This window comes from Sphingomonas sp. (genome assembly GCF_019746015.1).
GTDB lineage: Bacteria > Pseudomonadota > Alphaproteobacteria > Sphingomonadales > Sphingomonadaceae > Sphingomonas.
Map to the genome: position 1 here is coordinate 92,205 of NZ_JAIESM010000009.1, position 22,984 is coordinate 115,188.

23 protein-coding genes are annotated in these 22,984 nt (G+C 66.0%); 11 read left to right on the top strand and 12 right to left on the bottom strand.

The window, feature by feature from the left end; genetic code table 11:
• Positions 1 to 51: 51 nt before the first annotated feature.
• The 5 genes from mltG to fabD form a co-directional block, all read right to left on the bottom strand.
• Positions 52 to 1,020: an endolytic transglycosylase MltG gene (gene mltG / locus K2Y03_RS02045; protein ID WP_294087814.1), complete on the bottom strand. Its 969-nt coding sequence runs from the start codon at positions 1,018 to 1,020 to the stop codon at positions 52 to 54.
• A 24-nt stretch (positions 1,021 to 1,044) separates the two neighbouring features.
• Positions 1,045 to 2,304 (bottom strand): beta-ketoacyl-ACP synthase II, encoded by a 1,260-nt coding sequence (gene fabF / locus K2Y03_RS02050; protein ID WP_294087815.1) that lies wholly within the window; start codon positions 2,302 to 2,304, stop codon positions 1,045 to 1,047.
• A 122-nt stretch (positions 2,305 to 2,426) separates the two neighbouring features.
• Positions 2,427 to 2,666 (bottom strand): acyl carrier protein, encoded by a 240-nt coding sequence (locus tag K2Y03_RS02055; RefSeq protein WP_294087816.1) that lies wholly within the window; start codon positions 2,664 to 2,666, stop codon positions 2,427 to 2,429.
• Positions 2,667 to 2,917: 251 nt separating this feature from the next.
• A complete protein-coding gene (fabG, locus tag K2Y03_RS02060; protein ID WP_294087817.1) occupies positions 2,918 to 3,655 on the bottom strand; it encodes a 3-oxoacyl-[acyl-carrier-protein] reductase in 738 nt (245 codons plus the stop codon).
• Between the two features lie 11 nt (positions 3,656 to 3,666).
• A complete protein-coding gene (fabD, locus tag K2Y03_RS02065; protein ID WP_294087819.1) occupies positions 3,667 to 4,599 on the bottom strand; it encodes an ACP S-malonyltransferase in 933 nt (310 codons plus the stop codon).
• Positions 4,600 to 4,813: 214 nt separating this feature from the next.
• Here fabD and rpsF point away from each other — a divergent pair, with 214 nt between their 5' ends.
• From rpsF to K2Y03_RS02095, 6 genes are all read left to right on the top strand, one after another.
• The gene (rpsF, locus tag K2Y03_RS02070; protein ID WP_294087821.1) at positions 4,814 to 5,212 is read left to right on the top strand and encodes a 30S ribosomal protein S6; all 399 of its coding nucleotides are present in this window, start codon (positions 4,814 to 4,816) and stop codon (positions 5,210 to 5,212) included.
• 14 nt (positions 5,213 to 5,226) lie between these two features.
• Positions 5,227 to 5,451, top strand: coding sequence for a 30S ribosomal protein S18 (gene rpsR, locus K2Y03_RS02075; RefSeq protein WP_294087823.1), 225 nt, complete (start codon positions 5,227 to 5,229; stop codon positions 5,449 to 5,451).
• Between the two features lie 12 nt (positions 5,452 to 5,463).
• On the top strand, positions 5,464 to 6,051 hold the full coding sequence (gene rplI / locus K2Y03_RS02080; protein WP_294087824.1) for a 50S ribosomal protein L9: 588 nt from the start codon (positions 5,464 to 5,466) through the stop codon (positions 6,049 to 6,051).
• A gap of 218 nt (positions 6,052 to 6,269) precedes the next feature.
• Positions 6,270 to 6,686 (top strand): hypothetical protein, encoded by a 417-nt coding sequence (locus tag K2Y03_RS02085; protein WP_294087825.1) that lies wholly within the window; start codon positions 6,270 to 6,272, stop codon positions 6,684 to 6,686.
• 120 nt (positions 6,687 to 6,806) lie between these two features.
• Positions 6,807 to 9,539, top strand: coding sequence for a DNA gyrase subunit A (gyrA, locus tag K2Y03_RS02090; RefSeq protein ID WP_294087826.1), 2,733 nt, complete (start codon positions 6,807 to 6,809; stop codon positions 9,537 to 9,539).
• Positions 9,536 to 9,868, top strand: a complete 333-nt coding sequence (locus K2Y03_RS02095; RefSeq protein ID WP_294087828.1) for a DUF952 domain-containing protein — start codon at positions 9,536 to 9,538, stop codon at positions 9,866 to 9,868. The genes gyrA and K2Y03_RS02095 overlap by 4 nt, the downstream gene beginning before the upstream one ends.
• Before the next feature lie 149 nt (positions 9,869 to 10,017).
• On the opposite strand, the gene K2Y03_RS02100 is transcribed toward K2Y03_RS02095, so the two are convergent.
• Positions 10,018 to 10,650 (bottom strand): lysoplasmalogenase family protein, encoded by a 633-nt coding sequence (locus K2Y03_RS02100; protein WP_294087830.1) that lies wholly within the window; start codon positions 10,648 to 10,650, stop codon positions 10,018 to 10,020.
• Positions 10,651 to 10,694: 44 nt separating this feature from the next.
• Between K2Y03_RS02100 and K2Y03_RS02105 the strand changes: the two genes are divergently transcribed.
• Positions 10,695 to 13,139 carry a hypothetical protein gene (locus K2Y03_RS02105; RefSeq protein WP_294087831.1) on the top strand — a complete coding sequence of 815 codons (2,445 nt, stop codon included), beginning with the start codon at positions 10,695 to 10,697 and terminating at the stop codon, positions 13,137 to 13,139.
• Positions 13,136 to 14,443 carry a methylenetetrahydrofolate--tRNA-(uracil(54)-C(5))-methyltransferase (FADH(2)-oxidizing) TrmFO gene (trmFO, locus tag K2Y03_RS02110; protein ID WP_294087832.1) on the top strand — a complete coding sequence of 436 codons (1,308 nt, stop codon included), beginning with the start codon at positions 13,136 to 13,138 and terminating at the stop codon, positions 14,441 to 14,443. The genes K2Y03_RS02105 and trmFO overlap by 4 nt, the downstream gene beginning before the upstream one ends.
• 102 nt (positions 14,444 to 14,545) lie before the next feature.
• Here trmFO and K2Y03_RS02115 read toward each other — a convergent pair whose 3' ends face one another.
• Together K2Y03_RS02115 and K2Y03_RS02120 are read right to left on the bottom strand one after the other, a co-directional pair.
• Positions 14,546 to 15,016 carry an EF-hand domain-containing protein gene (locus K2Y03_RS02115; RefSeq protein WP_294087834.1) on the bottom strand — a complete coding sequence of 157 codons (471 nt, stop codon included), beginning with the start codon at positions 15,014 to 15,016 and terminating at the stop codon, positions 14,546 to 14,548.
• Positions 15,017 to 15,073: 57 nt separating this feature from the next.
• On the bottom strand, positions 15,074 to 15,736 hold the full coding sequence (locus K2Y03_RS02120; protein ID WP_294087835.1) for a hypothetical protein: 663 nt from the start codon (positions 15,734 to 15,736) through the stop codon (positions 15,074 to 15,076).
• Positions 15,737 to 15,859: 123 nt separating this feature from the next.
• Here K2Y03_RS02120 and K2Y03_RS02125 point away from each other — a divergent pair, with 123 nt between their 5' ends.
• The 3 genes from K2Y03_RS02125 to K2Y03_RS02135 are packed head-to-tail and all read left to right on the top strand — an operon-like array spanning position 15,860 to position 18,746.
• The gene (locus tag K2Y03_RS02125) at positions 15,860 to 17,515 is read left to right on the top strand and encodes a TadE/TadG family type IV pilus assembly protein (RefSeq protein WP_294087836.1); all 1,656 of its coding nucleotides are present in this window, start codon (positions 15,860 to 15,862) and stop codon (positions 17,513 to 17,515) included.
• The gene (locus K2Y03_RS02130) at positions 17,512 to 18,111 is read left to right on the top strand and encodes a TadE/TadG family type IV pilus assembly protein (RefSeq protein WP_294087837.1); all 600 of its coding nucleotides are present in this window, start codon (positions 17,512 to 17,514) and stop codon (positions 18,109 to 18,111) included. The genes K2Y03_RS02125 and K2Y03_RS02130 overlap by 4 nt, the downstream gene beginning before the upstream one ends.
• The gene (locus tag K2Y03_RS02135) at positions 18,102 to 18,746 is read left to right on the top strand and encodes a pilus assembly protein (RefSeq protein ID WP_294087838.1); all 645 of its coding nucleotides are present in this window, start codon (positions 18,102 to 18,104) and stop codon (positions 18,744 to 18,746) included. Before K2Y03_RS02130 ends, K2Y03_RS02135 begins: the two co-directional genes overlap by 10 nt.
• Before the next feature lie 3 nt (positions 18,747 to 18,749).
• Here K2Y03_RS02135 and K2Y03_RS02140 read toward each other — a convergent pair whose 3' ends face one another.
• The 4 genes from K2Y03_RS02140 to eno form a co-directional block, all read right to left on the bottom strand.
• The gene (locus tag K2Y03_RS02140; protein WP_294087839.1) at positions 18,750 to 20,117 is read right to left on the bottom strand and encodes a pyruvate dehydrogenase complex E1 component subunit beta; all 1,368 of its coding nucleotides are present in this window, start codon (positions 20,115 to 20,117) and stop codon (positions 18,750 to 18,752) included.
• Between the two features lies 1 nt (position 20,118).
• Entirely contained in the window at positions 20,119 to 21,165 is a 1,047-nt protein-coding gene (gene pdhA, locus K2Y03_RS02145) for a pyruvate dehydrogenase (acetyl-transferring) E1 component subunit alpha (protein ID WP_294087841.1), read from the bottom strand.
• A gap of 80 nt (positions 21,166 to 21,245) precedes the next feature.
• Positions 21,246 to 21,557, bottom strand: a complete 312-nt coding sequence (locus K2Y03_RS02150; RefSeq protein ID WP_294087843.1) for a septum formation initiator family protein — start codon at positions 21,555 to 21,557, stop codon at positions 21,246 to 21,248.
• An 85-nt stretch (positions 21,558 to 21,642) separates the two neighbouring features.
• Complete coding sequence (gene eno / locus K2Y03_RS02155; protein WP_294087845.1) at positions 21,643 to 22,920, bottom strand: phosphopyruvate hydratase; 1,278 nt, start codon at positions 22,918 to 22,920, stop codon at positions 21,643 to 21,645.
• Positions 22,921 to 22,984: the final 64 nt, after the last annotated feature.

The window sequence follows — 22,984 nt, forward strand, 5'->3', positions numbered from 1 at the left end:
GGCCCCACCCCAACCCCTCCCCTGAAGGGGAGGGGCTAGGGAAGCCCCAGCCTACATCTCGCCGCGGGCGCGGCGGAGCGCATACCATTTCTGCACATTGGCATTGTGCTGATCGAGCGTGTCGGCGAACACGTGGCCGCCGGTGCCGTCTGCCACGAAATAGAGCGCGTTGGACTGTTCGGGGTCGAGCACCGCGTCGATGCTGGCGCGGCCCGGGTTGCAGATCGGGCCCGCCGGCAGCCCGGTCATCGCATAGGTGTTGTAGCCGTTCTTCGCGTGCAATTCAGAGCGCAGGATGCGCCGCCCGAGCGGCCTGCCCCGGGTGATGGGGTAAATGGTCGTGGGGTCCGCCTGCAGCATCATGCTGCGTTTCAGCCGGTTGGAATAAACCGCCGCCACCAGCCGCCGCTCGCTGGGCTTGCCGGTTTCCTTCTCCACGATGGAGGCCAGGATCAGTGCCTCGCGCGGGCTGCTCACCGCGATGCCCGGCTTGCGCGCCTCCCAGGCGCGGGCAAGGTAGAGCAGCATGGCGTTCTGCATCCGGTCCAGCACCTGCTGCCGGGTGTCGCCGCGCTGGAAGCTATAGCTGTCGGGCAGCACCGTGCCCTCCACCGGCACGGCGACCGGGCCGGTCAGTTCCTTGGCCGCCATCAGCCGGTCCCGCACCAGCACAGAGGGCAGGCCTTCGGGGATGGTGACGAAGCGTTGCAGCGTCTTGCCGCCCTGCAGCAGCTTCAGGATGTCGGCCGCGCTGAGGCGCGCCGGGATGCGATATTCGCCCGCCTTCACCGGCGCCGACGCGCCGAACAGCCGCGCAAACAGCTTGAAGCGCGCGGCCGAGCGGATCGCGCCCGCCTTTTCCAGCCGCTCCGCCGTCTGCGCGAGCGAGGCGCCCTCGGCCACCTGAAAGCTGGTGTTGCGATTGAGCGGCCCGCGCCCGCCCCAGTCCTGGAACGCAAGCATCGCCGCCCCCAGCACCGCCAGCAGCGCGATCAGGCCGAAACATCCCAGTCTGCGCATCGCACTCCCCGCCGGTTGCAGGCGTTAAACCGCGACCATCACCAGGCTGGCATTTGTACCACCAAAGCCGAAGGAATTGTTAAGCACCGCCTTAACCTTACGCTGCTTGGCCTGGTGAGGCACCAGATCGACGCCCACGCAGTTTTCGCTGGGGTTGTCGAGGTTCAACGTCGGCGGCACCACCTGATCGCGCATCGCCAGAATGCAGAAGATGCTTTCCACCGCGCCCGCGCCGCCCAGCAGATGGCCGATCGCGGATTTGGTGGAGCTCATCGACAGCGTGCCGATGGCATTGCCGAACAGCCGGCGCACCGCGCCCAGCTCCAGCTCGTCACCCAGCGGGGTGGAGGTGCCGTGCGCGTTGATATAGTCGATGTCGCCCAGGCTGAGGCCCGATTTGCGCACCGCCATTTCCATCGAGCGATAGGCGCCTGACCCTTCCGGGTGCGGCGCGGTGACGTGATAGGCATCGCCCGACAGGCCATAGCCCACCACTTCGGCATAGATTTTCGCGCCGCGCCGCTTGGCCCGCTCATATTCTTCCAGCACGACGACACCCGCGCCCTCGCCCATCACAAAGCCGTCGCGGTCGCGGTCATAGGGGCGGCTGGCGCGTTCGGGGCTGTCGTTGAAGCCGGTCGACAGCGCGCGCGCCTGGGCGAAGCCGGCAATGCCGATCGGGCAGATCGCCCCTTCCGCGCCGCCCGCCAGCATGACATCGGCATCGTCCATCGCGATCATCCGCGCCGCGTCGCCGATCGAATGCGCGCCGGTCGAGCACGCCGTCACCACCGCATGGTTCGGCCCCATCAGGCCATATTTGATCGACACCTGGCCGGAGATGAGGTTGATCAGCCGGCCATGCACGAAATGCGGCGACACGCGGCGCGGCCCCTTGTGCTCGAGCACCAGCGACTCGCTTTCGATGCCGGGCAGGCCGCCAATGCCGGAACCGATCGAACAGCCCGCGCGCAGCCGTTCAGCCTCGCTCATTCCGGTCAGCCCGGCATCCTCCAGCGCCTGGCCGGCGGCATCGATGCCATAGACGATGAACGGATCGACCTGCCGCTGCACCTTGTGGTCCACGCGCTTGCCGGCATCGAAACCCCAGTCATGCTCCTTGGGCTTCACCTCGCACGCGATGCGGCAGGCATAATCGGTGGCATCGAAGCGGGTGATGGTGCCGGCGCCCGAGCGCGCGGCGATCAGGTTCGCCCAGCAGGTCTCCACATCGGCGCCCAGTGGCGTGACAAGCCCCAGTCCGGTGACGACAACGCGACGCATGGCCCAAACTCTCCTAAAAAACGCAGCGGCTCCCCGCCCCGGTTTCGGGGGGCGGGAAGCCGCTTTCATCGTCATCGGCTCCTGAAAGGAGCCATGGCGCCGGGGGCGAACCCCAAACTGGCTTACGCGCCCTGATGCTCGTCGATATAGGTGATCGCATCCTTCACGGTGCTGATCTTCTCGGCGGCATCATCGGGGATTTCGACGCCGAATTCTTCCTCGAACGCCATGACCAGCTCGACGATGTCGAGGCTGTCCGCGCCCAGATCATCAATGAAGCTCGCATCCTCGGTCACCTTCTCGGCTTCGACGCCCAGGTGCTCGACGACGATCTTTTTCACGCGATCGGCGGTCTCGCTCATGCTTTTCCATCCCTCTTCGGTTACGGGGTTCCTGTTCCCTTTCGCACCTAGAACGGCCTTACCGTGCTGGCAAGGGGGCGCGCGCCGGCAGTCCGGTTAGAGTCTGATCCGAAATTCGCGAAAGCGCGAATTTCGAGGCGGCACCGGCCCGCTCCCCCGCCCGGCCGCCCACAAGCGTACCCTGAATGGGCGGCCGGGCGGGGGAGCGGGCCGGTGCCGATCTATCCGAAACCGAGTTTCGGATCAGACACTTACAGCATCGCCATGCCGCCGTTCACGTGCAGCGTCTGCCCGGTGACATAGCCGGCCTCGCGGCTGGCGAGATAGACGACGGCGGCGGCAACGTCGCTCCCCTCGCCCAGCGCGCCGGCGGGAATGCGGCCGAGCAGTGCCGCCTTCTGCGCCTCGGGCAGCACATCGGTCATTGCCGAGCGGATAAAGCCCGGCGCCACGCAGTTGACGGTGATGCCGCGCGAGCCCAGCTCCTGCGCCAGCGCCTTCGACATCGCCGTCAGCCCGCCCTTCGACGCGGCATAATTGGCCTGGCCGGGATTGCCCGTTGCCCCCACGACCGAGGTGATCGAGATGATCCGGCCGAAGCGGGCCTTCATCATCGGCTTGGCGGCCGCGCGGGCCAGGCGGAACGCGGCCTCCAGGTTGATGCGGATCACCTGGTCCCATTCCTCGTCCTTCATCCGCATCACCAGATTGTCGCGGGTGACGCCGGCATTGTTGACGAGGGTGTCGAGCTTGCCGAGCGACTCGACCGCGCGCGGCACCAGCGCGTCGACCGCGGCGGCATCGCCCAGATCGCAAGCCAGGGTGACATGGTCGCCGCCCAGTTCGGCAGCAAAGGCGGCCAGCTTTTCCGCATTGGAGCCCGACAGCGCCAGCCGGCAGCCGCGCGCCGCCAGCCCCTTTGCAATCGCCGAGCCGATGCCGCCCGAAGCGCCGGTCACCAGCGCGGTCATGCCGTTCAGATCAAACATCATTCCCTCCGTTACAGCGCCTTGGCGAACGCTTCGATCTCGGCCATCGATACCAGGCTCAGCGGCTCGGCATCGACGGTGCGCTTCACCATCGGCGCCAGCACCTTGGCGCCCAGTTCGACGAATTGCTGAACGCCCGCCTCGGCCATCGCCAGCACCGATTCGCGCCAGCGGACCATGCCCGTCACCTGCTCGACCAGCCGGGCGCGAATCTCGCCCGGGTCGGTGACCGGGGCGGCCAGCACATTGGCATAGACCGGCACCACCGGCGGCAGCACCGTTGCCTTGGCAAGCGCATCGGCCATTGCCTCGGCCGCCGGCTGCATCAGCGCGCAGTGGAACGGCGCCGACACCGGCAGCAGCATGCCCTTCTTCGCGCCGAAATCGCGGGCCATCGCCACCGCGCGCTCGATCGCGCCACGATGGCCCGAAAGCACCACCTGCCCGGTCGCATTGTCATTGGCGATGGCGCACACCTCGCCGTCGGCGGCCGCATCGGCAATTGCCTGCGCCTGTTCCAGCGTCGCGCCGAGCAGCGCCGCCATCGCACCGACGCCCACCGGCACGGCCGACTGCATCGCCTGCCCGCGCAGCTTCAGCAGCCGCGCGGTGGTGGCCAGGTCCAGCGCACCCGCCGCGCACAAGGCGGCATATTCGCCCAGCGAGTGCCCTGCGACAAAGGCGGCATGATCGGACAGGCGCACGCCGCCCTCGCGCTCCAGCACGCGCAGCGTGGCCACGGCATTGGCCATGATCGCCGGCTGCGCGTTCTCGGTCAGCGTCAGCGCGTCGTCCGGCCCGTCCGCCATCAGCCGGGTCAGGTTCTGGCCGATCGCGTCGTCAACTTCCTGAAACACCTCGCGCGCCACCGCGCTGGCGCCGGCGAGCGCCACGCCCATGCCGACCGACTGGCTTCCCTGGCCGGGAAAAACGAACGCGCGCATCACACTCTCCATGAACTTACTGACGCCAGTTTTGTGTGGGCGGCCGTAGAAACGGCGGCCCGGCTTGGCAAGCGCTCTTGCTTTTCGCGCCGTTTCGCGTATCTGGCCCGCTTCGCCCGGGGGCAACCGCCGGGTGAATACTGCATGGACGACAGCCGGAGGGGCCTTCGCATGGGGCGAAAGGTCAGCGATCGGCCAAGATGAAGGACAAGACATGGCCCTGTACGAGCATGTGTTCCTTGCGCGCCAGGATCTGGCACAGGCGCAGGTGGACGCACTGGCCGAAATGGCCACCAAGATCGTTGAGGACAATGCGGGCAAGGTCGTGAAGACCGAGACCTGGGGCCTGCGCAGCCTGGCCTACAAGATCGCCAAGAACCGCAAGGCGCATTACGTGATGCTCGAGCTGGATGCGCCCGCCGGCGTGGTCGCCGAGCTGGAGCGCCAGGTCCAGATCAACGAAGACATCATCCGCTACATGACCGTGAAGGTCGATGCGCTCGAAGCCGGCCCGTCGGTGATGATGCGCAAGGGCGAGCGCGATGGCCGCCGCCGCGACCGCGAAGGTGGCGACCGCCCGCGCCGCGACCGCGACGGCTTTGACGGCGAATAAGGAGGATATCACCCATGGCACGCCCCTTTTTCCGCCGCCGCAAGAGCTGCCCCTTCTCCGCGAAGGACGCGCCGCGCATCGATTACAAGGACGTCCGTCTGCTCCAGGGCTTCGTGTCGGAGCGCGGCAAGATCGTCCCCTCGCGCATCACCTCGGTGAGCGCCAAGCGTCAGCGCGAACTCGCCCAGGCGATCAAGCGCGCCCGTCATCTGGGCCTTCTGCCCTATATCGTTAAGTAAGGAGCTGCTGAGATGGATGTGATCCTGCTGGAGCGCGTCGAGAAACTCGGCGGCATTGGCGATGTGGTGAAGGTGAAGGACGGGTTCGCCCGCAACTTCCTGCTCCCCCGCAAGAAGGCACTGCGCGCGAACGAGGCCAATCGTCGCGTGTTCGAGGCCAATCGTGAGCGGATCGTGGCCGAAAACGCCGCCCGCCGCGCCGACGCCGAGAAGGACGCCAAGGCGATCGAGGGCACCACGCTGACGCTCATCCGCCAGTCGTCGAACACCGGCCAGCTGTACGGCTCGGTCGCGGTGCGCGACCTGGTCGAGGCGTTCGAGGCGCTGGGCCAGAAGGTCGGCAAGGCACAGATCGTGCTCGACCGCCCGATCAAGACCATCGGCCTGCACGACGTGAAGGTGGCGCTCCACCCCGAAGTGCCGGTGATGATCAAGGTCAACGTCGCCCGCTCGCCGGAAGAGGCCGAAATGCAGGCCGCCGGCGTCGACGTGATGGCGGCCGTGTTCGAGGAAGGCCGCGACCAGACCGGCTTCACCGAAGACCGCGATCCCAATCTGGAGCCCGGCGAAATCGTCGCGGAAACCCCGGCCGAGGGCTGATCGCCCTACGCGCCGAACAGATTGCGAAGAAAGGGGCCGCCCGGCACATGCCGGCGCGGCTCTTTTCTTGTGCGCCATGCGCCGGAAATGCGTTCAGCGCCTTCAAAAAACTTAACAAAACGTAACCGCGCAGCCATTGCGCTGCACAGGTGGCAGGCGCAGCATAGGCTGGCGGCGCTGCATCCCGCCGCGCAGATGCATTTGCGAAAGGGAATGTGATGGCACGAATGATGATCGCATCGATGCTGGCCGGCGCGGCCGCACTCGCGCTGACTACCCCGGCAGCGGCGCAGACGACAACGGCCGCCAAGCCGGCCGCCGCAACCGGCGCCGCAAAACCGGCCAAGGCGGCAAAACCGGCCGCTGCAAAACCGGAAAGCCCGGCCAAGCCGGCAGCGGCGGCGAAGCCTGCGGCCGCGCCCAAACCGGTCTCGGCGGGGCCGGTGGTGCCAGCGGCGACCAAACCCGCCCCCAAGCCGGCGGCCAAACCCGCTGCAAAACCGGCGGCTGCCAAACCCGCGCCCGGCACCGTGAACGGCAACAAGGTGACCACCACCACCAAGACCGGCAAGACCGTGACCTATGACTGCGCCAAGGCCGGCAACCAGACCAAGACCGCCTGCAAGGGTCGCTGAAAAGGGCCGCTGAAATTTGATCACCCGGACATGCCGCCCCGTGCCAAACGGGGTGGCATCGCCGCGCTCTATCGGCTAGGAAAAGTCACCTTTCCGTCACAAAGCCTTTGAGAGCGCCCCTTGACCGACGAGACACTGCTCGCCGACCCTTCAGACATTACCCCGATCTCGATCGTCGACGAGATGCGATCGAGCTATCTGAGCTATGCGATGAGCGTCATCGTCGCGCGCGCGCTGCCCGATGTGCGCGACGGGTTGAAGCCGGTGCACCGCCGCATTTTGTGGAGCTGCCACGAATCCGGCTATGTCCACAACAAGCCCTATCGCAAATGCGCGCGCATCACCGGCGACACGATGGGCAAATACCATCCGCACGGCAACCAGGCGATCTATGACGCGCTGGCGCGGCTGGCGCAGGACTGGTCGATGCGGCTGCCACTGATCGACGGCCAGGGCAATTTCGGCTCGATGGACCCCGATCCGCCGGCGGCCGAACGCTATACCGAGGCGCGGCTGGCCAAGGTCGCGGGTGCCCTGCTCACCGATATCGAGAAGGACACGGTCGACTTCCAGCCCAATTATGACGGGTCGGAACATGAGCCGACAGTGCTGCCGGCGCGCTTCCCCAATCTGCTGGTCAATGGCGCGGGCGGCATTGCGGTCGGCATGGCGACCAACATTCCGCCGCACAATCTGGGCGAGGTGATCGACGCGTGCCTCGCCTGGATCGACGGGGCGATGGCGGGTGATGCCCCGCTGTCGGACGAGGCGCTGATGCAGATCGTTCCGGGGCCGGACTTTCCCACGGGCGCGATCATTCTGGGCCGCGCCGGCTGCCGCGCCGCCTATCAGACCGGGCGCGGCTCGATCATCGTGCGCTCCCGCCATGTGATCGAGGAAGCGCGCGGCGAGAAGCGCGCGATCATCCTCACCGAAATTCCCTTCCAGCAGGGCAAGAACGCGCTGGTCGAGAAAATCGCGGAGGCCGTGAAGGACAAACGCATCGAGGGCGTCAGCGACATTCGCGACGAATCGAACCGCGAAGGCGTGCGCATCGTCATCGAGCTGAAGCGCGACGCGACGCCCGAGGTGGTGCTCAACCAGCTGTGGCGCCACACGCCCGCGCAGTCCAGCTTCCCCGCCAACATGCTGGCGATCCGGGGCGGCCGGCCCGAACTGCTGACGCTGCGCGACATCATCGACGCGTTCGTGAAGTTCCGCGAGGAAGTGATCACCCGCCGCTCCAAGTTCGAGCTGGCCAAGGCCCGCGAGCGCGCCCACATCCTGCTCGGGCTCGTCATCGCGGTCACCAATCTGGACGAGGTGGTGCGCATCATCCGCGGCTCGGCCAGCCCGGCGGAGGCGCGCGCGGCGCTGATTGCCCGCGACTGGCCGATCGGCGAGATCCTGCCCTATATCCGCCTCGTTGAGGCGGTGGACACCGAAGTCCATGGCGAGAGCTATCGCCTGTCCGAAGAGCAGGTGCGCGCCATTCTCGACCTGCGCCTGCACCGGCTGACCGCGCTGGGGCGCGACGAGATCGGCGACGAGCTGAAGACGCTGGCCGCCTCCATCGCGGAACTGCTGGCGATCCTGGCCGACCGCGCCAAGCTCTATGCGGTGATGCGCGAGGAACTGGTCGAGGTGCGCGAGGGCTTTGCCTCGCCGCGCCGCACCGAAATCGCCGCCGCTGCCGAGGGGATCGAGGACGAGGACCTGATCGAGCGCGAGGCGATGGTCGTGACGGTCACGCTGCAGGGCTATATCAAGCGCACCAGCCTGGACGCGTTCCGTGCCCAGAAGCGCGGCGGCAAGGGCCGCGCCGGCATGGCGACCAAGGATGAGGATGCGGTGACCAACCTGTTCGTCACCAGCACCCACACGCCGGTTCTGTTCTTCTCCACCCACGGCAAGGTCTATCGCCTGAAAGTGTGGCGCCTGCCGGAAGGTGGCCCGGCCACGCGCGGGCGGCCGATGGTGAACCTGTTGCCGCTGGCCGACGGCGAGACGATTTCCACCGTGCTGCCGCTGCCCGAGGATGAGGGCGAATGGGGCGGGCTGCACGTGATGTTTGCAACCGCCCGGGGCAGCGTGCGCCGCAACAGCATGGACGCGTTCACTAACGTGCCCGGCAACGGCAAGATCGCCATGAAGTTCGAGGGTGAGGATGAGGGCGACCGGCTGATCGGCGTGGCGTTGCTCGATGCCGGCGACGATGTGCTGCTCGCCACCCGCCAGGGCAAGGCGATCCGCTTCCCCGCCGACGATGTGCGCGAGTTCCAGAGCCGCGCGTCGACCGGCGTGCGCGGTATTTCGCTGAAAGATGGCGACGAGGTGATCTCGCTCTCCACCCTCCACCGCGTCGGCGTGCGCGATCAGGAGGAGCGCGAGGATTATCTGCGCCACGCCGCGTGGAAGGGCGCCGATCCCGACGGCCAGCGCCAGCCGCGCGTGATGGACGAGGCGCGCTTTGCCGAGCTGGCGGCAAAGGAGCAGTTCGTGCTGACCGTGTGCGCCAATGGCTATGGCAAGCTGTCCTCGGCCTATGATTATCGCCGCACCGGGCGCGGTGGCCAGGGCATCACCAATATCGACAATATCGCCCGCAACGGCGCGGTGGTGGCGAGCTTCCCGGCCACGCGCGAGGACCAGCTGATGCTGGTGACCGACCAGGCCAAGATGATCCGCATGCCGCTCGCCTCGCTGCGCGTCATCGGGCGCGGATCGGCGGGCGTGCGGCTGTTCGATGTCGATGCCGACGAGCATGTCGTCTCCGCTGCCCGGATCGAGGAACAGGATGAGGGCGACGGCGCGGATGAGGGCACGGGCGAAGAGGGCACGGCGGAGGCATGATCGCCTATAAGGTGCTGACCGCCGATCAATGGGCGGCGTTTGCGGCGGCGGGTGAATTTGCCGGCGCGCCCATCGACCTGGCCGATGGCTATGTTCACCTCTCCACCGCCGAGCAGCTGACCGAGACGGTGGACAAGCATTTCGCCGGGCAGACCGGGCTGTGGGTCGCCGCCATCGACCTTTCCCTGCTGGGGGAGGCGGTGAAGTGGGAGCCGTCGCGCGGCGGCGCGCTGTTCCCGCACGTCTATGCCGTGCTGCCGATGGACGCGGTCGCGGCCGCCATGCCGCTCGACCGCGATGCCGCCGGGCAGGTGGTGCTGCCGGGTTAGCGCCGAACGCCGATCCTCCCCGTTCACGGGGAGGGGGACCATTTGCGGCACGCAAATGGTGGAGGGGGTGGCGATGCCGCGCGGTAGCGCCCCATGCCCCTGCCCCCTCCGTCGCGCTGCGCGCGCCACCTCCCCATGAATGGGGAGGATCAGCGGGCCAGATACCGCACCGCGCCCCAGGCAATCATCGCCTGCCCGCCGAAATAGAGCGGCCACACCAGCAGGCCCGGAATCGCCGAGCCGCTCAGCACGCCCAGCCGCGCGAACAGCAGCAGGTCGCTCGCCACGAACGCCACCGCGCCCAGCCCCACCCAGTAACGCGGGAAGGCGCTGGCCCAGGCGGTGGCCGCCATCGTCCCCAGCCCGGCGGCATAAAGCGCAATGCCCCAGGAGAGCAGCCCCGCCGGCGCCAGCGCCCAGCCGGAAAAGGCCACCGCCGGCACCATCAGCCACACCAGCACGCGCTGGCTGGGGGTTAGGGTTGGTCGCGGATAGCGCAGATAAAGCGCCGCCGCCGCGACATGCCCGGCCAGGAACGCCAGCGCCCCCGGCACCAGCCCGGCCGCCTCGATCAGCACATCGCCCAGCGCGCCCAGCGCCAGCACCGCCGCCAGCCACCAGCCATGCGCACCGCGCGCACGGGCCGCCGCCCAAAGCGCGAGCAGGCCCACCCCCGCCCCCTTCCACACGGTAAGCAGCGGCCCCGCCGGCATCACCCGGTCCGCCACGAAATAGCTGGCGCCCGCCAGCAGCGCCGCCATCAGGATCAACCCACGCGCCATGCGCCCCATGCCTTCCCCCCACGCTGTCAAACCAGTTGCCGGCAATGGGCGATCCCGCCATGGGTAGCAAGCAAGACGCAGCGGGAGTGATTGTTGCAGTGAGCCTATTCGCAACGCTCAAACAGGCGCGCACCGAAGAAGATGTTAAAGACGCCTATATCAAGGCGCTGGGCCTGAAATCCTATTTCAAGGGGCTGGTCGATATCCAGACCGAGGAAATCTGGTTCGAGGCCAAGGATGCGCCGACACCGTCTATCGTCATGTTCGGGCAATTGCTCGTCTATGTCCGCGCGGCGCGGAAGCGCGGCGAGCCGATCCCCGCCTTCCTTGCCGTCATCGACCGGGAAAAGGCGGCGATCATGCCGACCGAAAAAGCGCTGGCGCTGCTCGACGACAAGACGATTGTCTGGCCGAAGTCCGGATCACAGGCGGGCAAAGAACTAGCCGCCCAGATCGCGCCTTATGTGCAGGCGCATATCGTTGAATATGCAATCGCGCACGACGAAACCGCGTTCATCAAGGCGGTGAAGGACGCGATCCGCGAACGCCGGATCATCCGGACGCCAATCACCCCCGACAATCTGCGGCAGGTGTTCGACCGCTGGGTCGATATGGTCGGCAGCGAATTGGGGACGGTCAACCCCGCCGATTATGCCGTGCTGTTCTTCGCCGACATCATGCACGACGGTCAGCACGAGGCGATGAACAACCTGCCCGCACGGCTGCTGATGACCGCGGCAGGCCCGACCTTCCTGCTCAACGGGCAGGTATATGAACTGGCGAGCAAGCGCGGTTACGACAATTTCTGGGCGATCTATCACCGCCCGCCCGAACAGCAGCACCGCCATTATCTGCTCGAACGGCGCGACAGCCTGCTCCCGGTCGATGAACAGAAGTTCAAGGGCGCTTATTACACGCCGCTCCATATCGTCGACAAAGCCTATGACCAGCTGCGCGCCACGCTGGGGGAGAATTGGCAGGACCGCTATCTGGTGTGGGACATGTGCGCGGGCGTCGGCAATCTGGAGGCCAAGCACAGCAATCTGCGCAACGTTTTCATGTCTACGCTCGACCAGGCTGACGTGACGATCATGAAGTCGAACCCGGCCTTCGCCGGGGCGGAGATTTTTCAGTACGACTATCTCAACGACGACATCACCGATTTCGGCGAGATCGATTACAGCCTGTCGAACAAGGTGCCGATGGCGCTTCGGCAGGCGATAGCCGATGCGCGCGAGGGGAAGAAGGGCGCGAAGCCGATTCTGGTGCTGATCAATCCGCCTTATGCGGAGAGTGGGTCGGGGATTAACAAGGGTGACGAGAACAAAATCGGCGTTGAGAAAACACGCATTAACAATGTTATGCGCGAGATGAATCTCGGCTACGCGAGCAAGGAGTTGTTCGTGCAGTTTCTGATTCGGATTCGTCAGGAGTTACCTAACGCGACGCTGGCGATGTTCAGCACTCTCAAATATGTGAACGCGCCAAATTTCGAGCCGTTTCGCGGAATTTGGCAGGCGAAGTATCTCGACGGGTTCGTGGTGCACAGTCGCGTGTTTGATGGCCTGAAAGGCGATTTTCCCATCGGTTTCTTGATTTGGGATCAAGACCAGGGTCAGCCGCTTGGCGACATTGATACTATCGCGCTCAATCGGAGTGGCGAGGCCGTCAGCCAGAAGTCGTTCCTTGTCCGCAATGCCGACGCCTTCTTGAACGCTTGGATTACGGCGCCAGTTGCGCGCGGCGCATTCACAATTCCTCTTGCCAATGCGCTCACACCGTCTGGCAACCCTCGAATGAAGCGCTCCTGCGCTGGTAGCGTCGGCTATCTCTTTGCAGGAAATAACGACCTCCAGAATGCGTCGACGGGTACCTGTCTTACCTCATCAATCTACACCGGGCGCAACGGTGGTGGTTCGTGGCTAAACGAAGACAACCTCTGGCAAGCCGCCATCGTCTTCAGCGTCCGTCGCCTGATCAAACCGACCTGGCTCAACGATCGCGACCAGTTCCTGCAACCTTCGCAACCACTGACAGACGAGTTCAAATCCGACTGCCTTGTCTGGATGCTGTTCAACGGCAGCAATCTGACCGCCGGGGCCGATGGCCTCCACTGGAACGACCGCGACTGGTCGCTCACCAACCACTTCGTCCCCTTCACGGAAGGCCAGGTCGGCGCGAAGGGACGGTTCGAGAGCGACTTCATGGTCCGCTACATGAAGGGCATGGCCTTCTCGCCCGAAGCACAGGCAGTGCTCGATGAAGGCCGCAAGCTGTGGACGCGCTTCCACGCCACCCAATTCCCGCGCAAGATCAGGGACGAATACAAGCTCGGTCGCCCAGACGCTGGCTGGTACCAAATCCGCCGCGCGCTGGAAGCCTATGGCGACACCGAACTGACCGATTTTGACCCATTTAAAGCTGCTTACGCGGCGCTGACGGAAAAGCTGCGGCCCATGGTTTTCCAACTTGGTTTCCTACCCCAATGACACCACAAATCCACATCATCGGCGGCGGGCTGGCGGGGTCGGAGGCGGCGTGGCAACTCGCCGAATCCGGTATCCACGTAACGCTCCACGAAATGCGCGGCGGCGGGCATTCAACGCCGGCGCACCAGGGCGCCGACCTCGCCGAACTGGTCTGCTCGAACAGCTTCCGCTCGGATGATGCTGAGAGCAATGCCGTCGGCCTGCTCCACGCCGAAATGCGCGCGCTCGGCTCGCTCATCATGCGCGAGGGCGATGTCCACCGCGTGCCCGCCGGCTCGGCGCTGGCGGTCGACCGCGACGGGTTTTCGGCCGGGGTGACGGCGGCGCTCAGCGCCCACCCCAATATCACCATCGTGCGCGAGCGGGTGGACGTGCTGCCCGCCGGCCCCGCCATCATCGCCACCGGCCCGCTGACCGCGCCGGCGCTCGCCGACAGCATTGCCGAGGCGACCGGCGCCGACGCGCTCGCCTTTTTCGACGCGATTGCCCCCATCGTCCATTTCGACACCATCGACATGGAGGTGGCCTGGTTCCAGTCCCGCTGGGGCAAGGGCGGCGGGCGCGACTATATCAACTGCCCGCTGACGAAGGACCAGTATCTGGCCTTTCACGCCGGCCTGATGGCGGGCGAAAAGACCGAGTTCAAAGAATGGGAGAATGTGCCCTATTTCGACGGCTGCATGCCGATCGAGGTGATGGCCGAACGCGGCGTCGACACGCTGCGCTATGGCCCGATGAAGGGCGTGGGGCTGGACGATCCGAAAACCGGGCGCTGGCCCTATGCCGTCGTCCAGCTGCGGCAGGACAATGCCAGCGGCACCCTGTGGAACATGGTCGGCTTTCAGACCAAGCTGAAACATGCCGAGCAGGTGCGGCTGTTCCGCACCATTCCCGGGCTGGAGCGCGCCGAGTTCGCGCGGCTGGGCGGGCTGCACCGCAACACCTTCATTAAATCGCCCGCCCTGCTCGATGCAACGCTGCGGCTGAAGGCGCGGCCGAATTTGCGCTTTGCCGGGCAGATCACGGGGTGCGAGGGCTATGTGGAAAGTGCCGCGATCGGCCTGCTCGCCGGGCGGTTCGCCGCGGCCGAGCTGCTTGGGCGCACGCTGGCGCCGCCGCCGCCCGAAACCGCGCTGGGCGCGCTGCTCGGCCACATCACCGGCGGCGCCGAGGTTGAAACCTATCAGCCGATGAACGTGAATTTCGGCCTTTTCCCGCCGATCACCGTGAAGAGCAAAAAGGCCGACCGCAAGCTGCTCTACACCGCCCGGGCGCGCGAAGCGCTGCAGGGGTGGATGGGATGATGGTGACGGCACCAGCCCGCTCCCCCACCCCGCCTCCCAACGGCAGTATTCTATGGGAGGCGGGGTGGGGGAGCGGGCTGGTGCCGCCTCAGCAAAAAATCCCTAATTTTCTTCGCCATCACCCGCGCGCGGTGGCGGGCAGGCGCAGCGGGGCGTGGCGCGCCGCTTGGGCGCGGTGGTGGCGAATTCCGCCGGGGTCAGCGAGCCGTCGCGGTTGGCATCCGCCCCGTCAAAGCGCTTGGTCGTGCGCACCACCCATTCGTCGAAGCTCAGCACCCCGTCGCCATTGGTATCGAGCTTGGCAAAGGCCTTGCGGCGGGGGGTGAGCAGCTCGGCGCGGGTGATGCGGCCATCCTCATCCTTGTCATAGCGGCCGAAGCGGCGCTGCTCGCGGGTTTTGGGGTCAGCCTCGGGCACGGTGTCGGGCAGCGGCTCCTGCGCGGCGGGCGCACCCGGTGCGGGCGCCGCCGCCAGCAGCGCGGGCCGCTCATTCTGCGCGCGGCTGGTGAACCACAATGTGCCCATCGCCGCCAACAGCAACGCCGCCACTGCCCCCGCCAGGTAACGCCACATCCGCGATTCTCCACCCGCTCGGCGCCAGCCTAGCAGCGCGGCGAAAGTCGTGGAAGATCAACGACCCGTCAGCTTATAGAGCAGCATCCGCGCGATCCGCCGCGGGGCGCCGCGCGCCTCGTCCGGCCGGGCCAGATCGCGCGCGGCAAGCGCTGCCACCATTCCCAGCGCCCGCAGCCGGCGCGGCCAGCGCGGGCGCAGCGCCCCGCCCAGCAGGGGCGCAGCCAGCGCCGCCGCGCGCGCCGCCTCACTCCCTGTGCTGTGCCGGGCCAGATCGGCGAGCGCCCAGCCCTGCCCCGCCGCCGCCAGCGGCACCGTGCCCCCGCCCAGCGCCGCGCCCGCCAGCGTGAACAGCCGCCCGCGCCCCTCGGCATAGGCCAGCATCCCGCCCTCGCTCAGCGGATCGGGGTTGAGCAGCACGTCCCACCCGTCGATCATCGTGGCGAGCGCGGCGCCGCTCACCCCGCGCGGCAACAGCTCGGCCGCGATCAGCGCCAGCAGCGGCTGATCGGGCGCCGGGGTACGGTCCAGCCGCTCCAGCGCCTCGAACCACCAGGTCAGCCGCAGCTCGCGCAGATTGGGGTCGCGGCCGGCCTGAACGCTTGCCGCCAGCGCATCGTCCAGCGCCCACAGCGCCGCCAGCGCGCCCCGGTCCCGCGCGGCTGCATAAGCGAGCGACAGCATACGCTCGGGGTCGCGCGGTTCGACCGGCCCGCTCATGCCCGCACGTCCGCTGCCGATAAGGCCAGCGTTAACCATGAGTGATTACGTGATCGCAATGGCTCGCAGCGCAAGAGCAGGACCAAAGGCTTTTTACGGTTGAAGGGCACCAGAGGCGGCATGATGGCTGGAAACGATCAGCGCAAGCCCCTGCTCAGCAGGTTGGCAGCGGATATTCGCGGCAATACGCTTGCCATCATGGCGGCCGCGATGGTGCCGCTGGCCGGGCTGGTCGGCGGCGGCATCGACATGAGCCGCATGTACATGACCAAGACGCGCCTTCAGCATGCCTGCGACGCGGGTGCGCTGGCCGGGCGCCGCGCGATGGGCGGCGGCACCTGGAGCCAGAACAACAATTATGCGGGCACCATCGCCAATCAGTTCTTCGACGGCAATTTTCCCAACGGCTCCTATGGCACGACCGGGCTGACGCGCAGCTTCAGCGAGCGCACCGGCACCGTCTCGGGCACGGCATCGGCCACCGTGCCGATGACGCTGATGCGCGTGCTGGGGCAGACGACGCAGACCATCACGGTCGTCTGCGGCAGCCAGATGCGCCTGCCCAACACCGACGTGATGTTCGTGCTCGATACCACCGGGTCGATGGGGCAGACGCCCTCGGGCGACAGCCAGACCAAGATGGCAAGCCTCAAGGTTGCGGTGAAGTGCTTCTACGAAATCCTCGCGCGCCAGAACACGAACGCCAACTGTGCCGTGACCACGCCCGGCGGCGGGCTGGGCAGCCAGGTGCAGGTGCGCTTCGGCTTTGTCCCTTATGCTACCAACGTCAATGTCGGCCGACTGCTGCAGAATGGCTGGATGGCGGACAGCTGGAATTACCAAACGCGCGTCGCCAACCGCAGCAACGGGAATTTTGTCAACTGGACCTATCGTCAGGCCCCGATCAACGTCAGCGGGCTGAAGGCCGGCGGCAGCAACTGGAACAACAGCATCACGGCGCCAACGGGCAGTACCGGCACCAACGCCACCATCACCTGGGACGGCTGCATCGAAGAGCGACAGACCGTGCGGACCACGGATTTTGATCCGCTGCCCGCCGGCGCCAAGGACTTGGACATCGACACATTGCCCAATGCCGCGGATGCGACGACCCAATGGGGCCCGGTGCTGCCGGGGCTGATCTACACGCGCTGGTCCGGCTGCTGCTACACCACGGCGAACGTCACCACGACATCGAACCTCGCCAACTACAGCTATTATGCGTGCCCAGAACCGGCGCGAAAGCTGCAGTCATGGCCCGTGGTCAGCGACTTCGAAGCCTATGTCGATTCGCTTCAGCCCGAAGGCAATACTTATCACGACATCGGGCTGTTGTGGGGCGCACGACTGATGTCGGCAACGGGCCTGTTCGCTTCTGAAAACGCCCTCACGCCATCTGGTGGCGAAATCGAACGGCACATGCTGTTCATGACCGACGGCGACCCCTGCACTGATCCGTTCAACTATACCGCCTATGGCGTGAACTGGTACGATCGGCGCCAGACCGACGCCAACAGCGAGCCGACGGGCGGTTGCACCAGCACGGGCACCATGACCGAGCAGGTCAACCTGCGCACCGAGGCGCTGTGCACGGCCATCAAAAACAAGAACATCACCCTGTGGGTGATCACCTTTGGCAGCCTGGATTCGACCACGGTGACGCGGATGACCAACTGCGCATCGCCGGGCCGCTATTACAATGCCAGCAACGCGGCTACGCTGCAGACGGCCTTTGCCTCCATCGCCAGCCAGATTTCGCAGCTTCGGGTGACGCTATGACGCGAACGCTCGTCGACAACGAACGCGGGGCGACCATCGTCGAATTCGGCTTTGTCGCGCCGGTGTTCATGCTGGCGCTGGTCGGCATCTTCGATGTCAGCCATTCGCTCTACCTGCGCGCGGTGCTGCAGGGCATCGTGCAGAAGGTCGGCCGCGATTCAGGTCTGGAAACCAACACCACCCAGACGGCGCGCGACACGCTGGACGCACGGGTGCGCGCGCAGATCATTCCGCTGGCCAATAACGCCACCGTTGACATCACCCGCCGCTTCTATCGCACCTTCACCGATGCAGCGAATGCCCGGCCGGAACCATGGACCGACACCAACAGCAATGGCCGTTGCGACAACGGCGAGTCCTATACCGACAATAACAGCAACTCGATGTGGGATGCCGATGGCAGCGATGGCGGCCAGGGCGGTGCGAAGGACAAGGCGGTCTATACCGTGACGGTCACCTACCGCCCGGTCTTTCCGCTGTGGCGCTTTATGGGCTGGTCCAACTCCACCCAGGTGTCGGCAACCACCATCCTCGCCAACCAGCCTTATGGCGACCAGGCGGTCTATGCCACCCCAAGGGTACGTCAATGCACCTGATCCAGTATCCTGCCCGGCTGTTCCGCCGCCTGTTGGCCGCGCGCGATGGCGTGGCGATGGTGGAGCTTGCCTTCTCGCTGCCGATCCTGATGCTGATGGCGCTGACCGGGTCAGAGCTTTGCAACTTCATCACCGTGCGGATGCGGATCAGCCAGCTTGCACTCCATCTGGCAGACAATTCGTCGCGCATCGGCAGCGGCGATCTGCTTGCTGCCAAGCAGATTACCGAAACCGACATCAACGACCTGTTGACGGGCGCCGGCCTGCAGGCGGGCGGGCTCGACCTGTACAATCGCGGCCGCGTGGTCGTCTCCAGCGTCGAGCGCAACGACAGCGGCAACGGCAATGTCTACAAGATCGGCTGGCGGCGGTGCCGCGGCACGGGCACCTACACCTCTCAATACAACAACGGCGTGGTCAGCAACAACGGCGTCGGCAAATCAGGCAACGAAGTGATCGCCCTGCCTGACAATCCGGCGATGTATATCGAAGTCTATTACCGGTACCGCCCGCTGGTTGGCACATCGTTCGCGCCGCAGATCGACATCGTCGAAACCGCATCGATGGTGGTGCGCGACCGGCGAGACCTGACGCGCATCTACAACCCGGACAATGTGACCGCTTCCAGCTGCTGACGTTCAGCCGCGATAGCAGACCTTCTTCACCGCCGCGATGACGCGGGCGGCGTCGATCAGCGCCAGCTTTTCAAGGTTGGCGGCATAGGGCAGCGGCACATCCTCGTCCGTCACGCGCAGGACGGGGGCGTCGAGATCGTCGAACCCCTCCTCCATCGCAATCGCCATCAATTCGCTGGCGATCGAACAGGTCGGCCAGCCTTCCTCCACCACCACCATGCGGTTGGTGCGGGCAAGGCTGGCGAGCACGGTCTGCTTGTCGAGCGGGCGCAGCGTGCGCAGGTCGATCACCTCGGCATCGATCCCCTCGCCCGCCAGCGCCTCGGCCGCTTCCAGCGCGATGCCGACGCCGATCGAATAGCTGACCACCGTCACGTCGCGCCCCGGCCGCACGATCCGCGCCTTGCCGATGGGCAGCACATGGTCGTCGAGCTTGGGCACATCGAAGCTGCGGCCATAGAGCAGCTCATTCTCCAGGAACACGACCGGGTCCTCGCTGCGGATTGCGGCCTTCATCAGCCCCTTGGCATCGGCCGCGTCATAGGGCGCGATCACGATCAGGCCGGGGACGCTCGCATACCATGGCCCGTAATTCTGGCTGTGCTGCGCGGCCACGCGGCTCGCCGCGCCATTGGGGCCGCGGAACACGATGGGGCAGCGCATCTGCCCGCCCGACATGTAATTGGTCTTGGCCGCCGAATTGACGATATGGTCGATCGCCTGCATCGCGAAGTTGAAGGTCATGAACTCGACGATGGGGCGAAGGCCACCCATCGCCGCGCCCGTGCCGACGCCGGCAAAGCCATATTCGGTGATCGGCGTGTCGATCACGCGCCTGTCGCCGAATTCGTCGAGCAGGCCCTGCGTCACCTTGTACGCGCCCTGATATTGCGCGACTTCCTCACCCATCACGAACACGCGGGGGTCGCGGCGCATTTCCTCGGCCATCGCATCACGCAGCGCCTCGCGGACGGTGGTGCGCACCATTTCGGTGCCGGTGGGAATGGCGGGATCGGCAGCGGCAGTCGCGGGGCGCGGCGCGACCGGCGCAGGCTGCGGGGCGGGTGCAGGCGCCGGGGCTGGCGCGGTGGCAGCGGGAGCGGGAGCCGGCGCCGGCGCGGCCGCCTCGCCATCCCCGGCCATCCGCGCGATAACCGTGCCGACCTTCACATTGTCGGTCCCTTCCGCGACCAGGATTTCGGCAATCACGCCTTCGTCGACCGCCTCAAACTCCATCGTCGCCTTGTCGGTTTCGATCTCGGCGAGGATATCGCCCGACTTCACGCTGTCGCCCGCCTTGACCAGCCATTTGGCGAGCGTCCCTTCCTCCATCGTCGGGGAAAGGGCCGGCATCTTCAGCTCAATCGCCATTTCAGTACGTCTCCACCAGCACGTCGGTGTATAGTTCATGGGGCGCCGGCTCGGGCGCAGTCTCGGCAAAGTCGGCCGCCTCGTTCACCACCCGGCGAATGTCCTGCTCCACCGCTTTCAGCTGCGCCTCGGTCACGCCCAGAGATTCCAGCTCCTTCTTGGCGGCTTCGATCGGGTCGGACTTGTCGCGCACCGCCTGCACTTCCTCGCGGCTGCGATATTTGGCCGGGTCCGACATCGAATGGCCGCGATAGCGATAGGTTTTCATTTCCAGAATGATCGGCCCCTTGCCGGCGCGGACCCAGGCCAGCGCTTCCTCGGCGGCGCCGCGACAGGCGAGCACGTCCATGCCATCGACCTGTAGCCCGGGGATGCGGAACGATTCGCCCCGGCGGAACAGCTGATCCTCCGACGAGGCGCGGTTGACGCTGGTGCCCATGGCGTACTGATTGTTCTCGATGACGTAGATGACCGGCAGCTTCCACAGCTCGGCCATGTTGAAGCTTTCATAGACCTGGCCCTGGTTCGCCGCGCCGTCGCCGAAATAGGCCAGGCACACGCCGCCATCGCCTGAATATTTGTGCGCAAAGCCCAGCCCCGTGCCCAGCGACACCTGCGCGCCGACAATGCCGTGGCCGCCATAGAATTTATGCTCGACGCTGAACATGTGCATCGAGCCGCCCTTGCCCTTTGAAATGCCGGCGGCACGGCCGGTCAGTTCGGCCATCACATCCTTGGGCGGAATGCCGCACAACAGCATATGACCATGGTCGCGATAGCCGGTGATGACGCTGTCGACCGGCGTCAGCGCCGATTGCAGGCCGACGGCCACCGCTTCCTGCCCGATGTACAGGTGGCAGAAACCGCCGATCAGCCCCAGGCCATAAAGCTGGCCGGCCTTCTCCTCAAACCGGCGGATTAGCAGCATCTGCTCATAGAATTTCAGCAGTTCCGCGGTGCTGGCCTTGTACCGTTCCGGTTCGTTGGGGCGCTCGCGGTTCGGCAAAGTGGGTTCGCTCTTGCGCGCGCGTGCGGAGGGTTTGGCCACGATCTAAAGCCTTTTCAACGCGGGGATGTCGAACGGGCTATAGGCGCACAGGGGCGGCGGTTGCAACGCCTGCCAAACGCTTACTTGAGCGGAATGATCACTTCATCATGATGCGCGACGTTCAGGTCCTTGCGCACCAGTTCCTCCACCATGTCCGGATTGGCATGGCCGGGATCGAGCAGCTTCACCCGGTTTTCCAGCACCGCGCGGCGCTTGTTGAGCGCGGCCAGTGCCCGCTCGCGCTTGGCTAGCTGGTGCTGGTAATCGCCATAGGCCATCACCCCGTTCGGGCCGATAATGGCATAGCTGGCGAAGAACGCCATCACGACCAGCGCGAGCGCCGGCGCGCCCACACGCCGCAAGATTGCCGAAAGACTGCGCCGCCCTGCCATAGGGTTAATGTGCCCCGCCCGCCCCGGCGGGTCAAGCGATGTTTCCAATGATCGCAGCGTATTACTACGGGGCCTGTCGTTGCGTTCAGGCGCGCAGAATGCTGGCCCCGGCATAGCGCCCCATATCGCCCAGTTCTTCTTCGATGCGGATCAGCTGGTTATACTTGGCGAGCCGGTCCGAACGGGCGAGCGAGCCAGTCTTGATCTGTCCGCAATTGGTGGCAACCGCCAGATCGGCAATCGTCGCATCCTCGGTTTCGCCCGAACGGTGCGACATGACGGCGGTATAGCCGGCGCGCTGCGCCATGCTGACGGCGGCCAGCGTTTCGGTGAGCGTGCCGATCTGGTTGACCTTCACCAGCAGCGAATTGGCAAGGCCCCGCGCAATGCCGTCCTTCAGCCGCGCCGGGTTGGTGACGAACAGATCGTCACCCACCAGCTGCACCTTGCCGCCGACGCTGTCGGTCAATGCCTTCCAGCCGTCAAAGTCGTCCTCGCTCATCCCGTCCTCGATCGAGAAAATGGGGTAGCGCGCGGTCAGGTCAGCCAGATAGCCGGCCATTTCATGCGGGGTCAGCACGCGGCCCTCGCCGCTGATGTGATAGGCGCCGTCCTTGAAGAATTCGGTCGCCGCGCAGTCGAGCGCGAGCATCACGTCCTGCCCGGGCATATAGCCGGCCGCCTCGACCGCCTTCATGATGAAGTCGAGCGCATCGGTGGTGGAGGCAAGATTGGGCGCAAAGCCGCCCTCGTCACCCACCGCCGTTGCCAGCCCCTGATCGTGCAGCGCCTTCTTCAGCGTGTGGAAGATCTCCGCGCCACAACGCACCGCGTCGTAAAGCGACTCGGCCCCCACCGGCACGATCATGAATTCCTGGAAATCGATGGGGTTGTCGGCATGCTGGCCGCCATTGATGATGTTCATCATCGGCACCGGCAGCACATGCGCGCTAACGCCGCCGACATAGCGATAGAGCGGCAGCCCGCGCGCATCCGCCGCTGCCTTCGCCACCGCCAGGCTGACGCCCAGAATGGCGTTCGCGCCCAGCCGCGCCTTGTTGGGCGTGCCGTCCAGCTCGATCATCGCGGTGTCGATTTCGGCCTGGTCCTCGGCATCCATGCCCAGCACCGCCTCGGCAATGTCGGCGTTCACCGCGTCGACCGCGCCCTGCACGCCCTTGCCGAGCCACAGCGACATGTCGCCATCGCGCCGCTCGACCGCCTCATGCGCGCCGGTCGACGCGCCGGAGGGGACCGCCGCCCGGCCGAAGCTGCCATCCTCCAGCATCACATCGACCTCGACCGTGGGATTGCCGCGGCTGTCGACAATCGCGCGGGCGTGGATGTCGATGATTGCGGTCATGGTGCGGTCTCCCTAGATTTGCTACAGTGATGGCGATGGCGCGGCCTCTATCCGCTTCATCGTC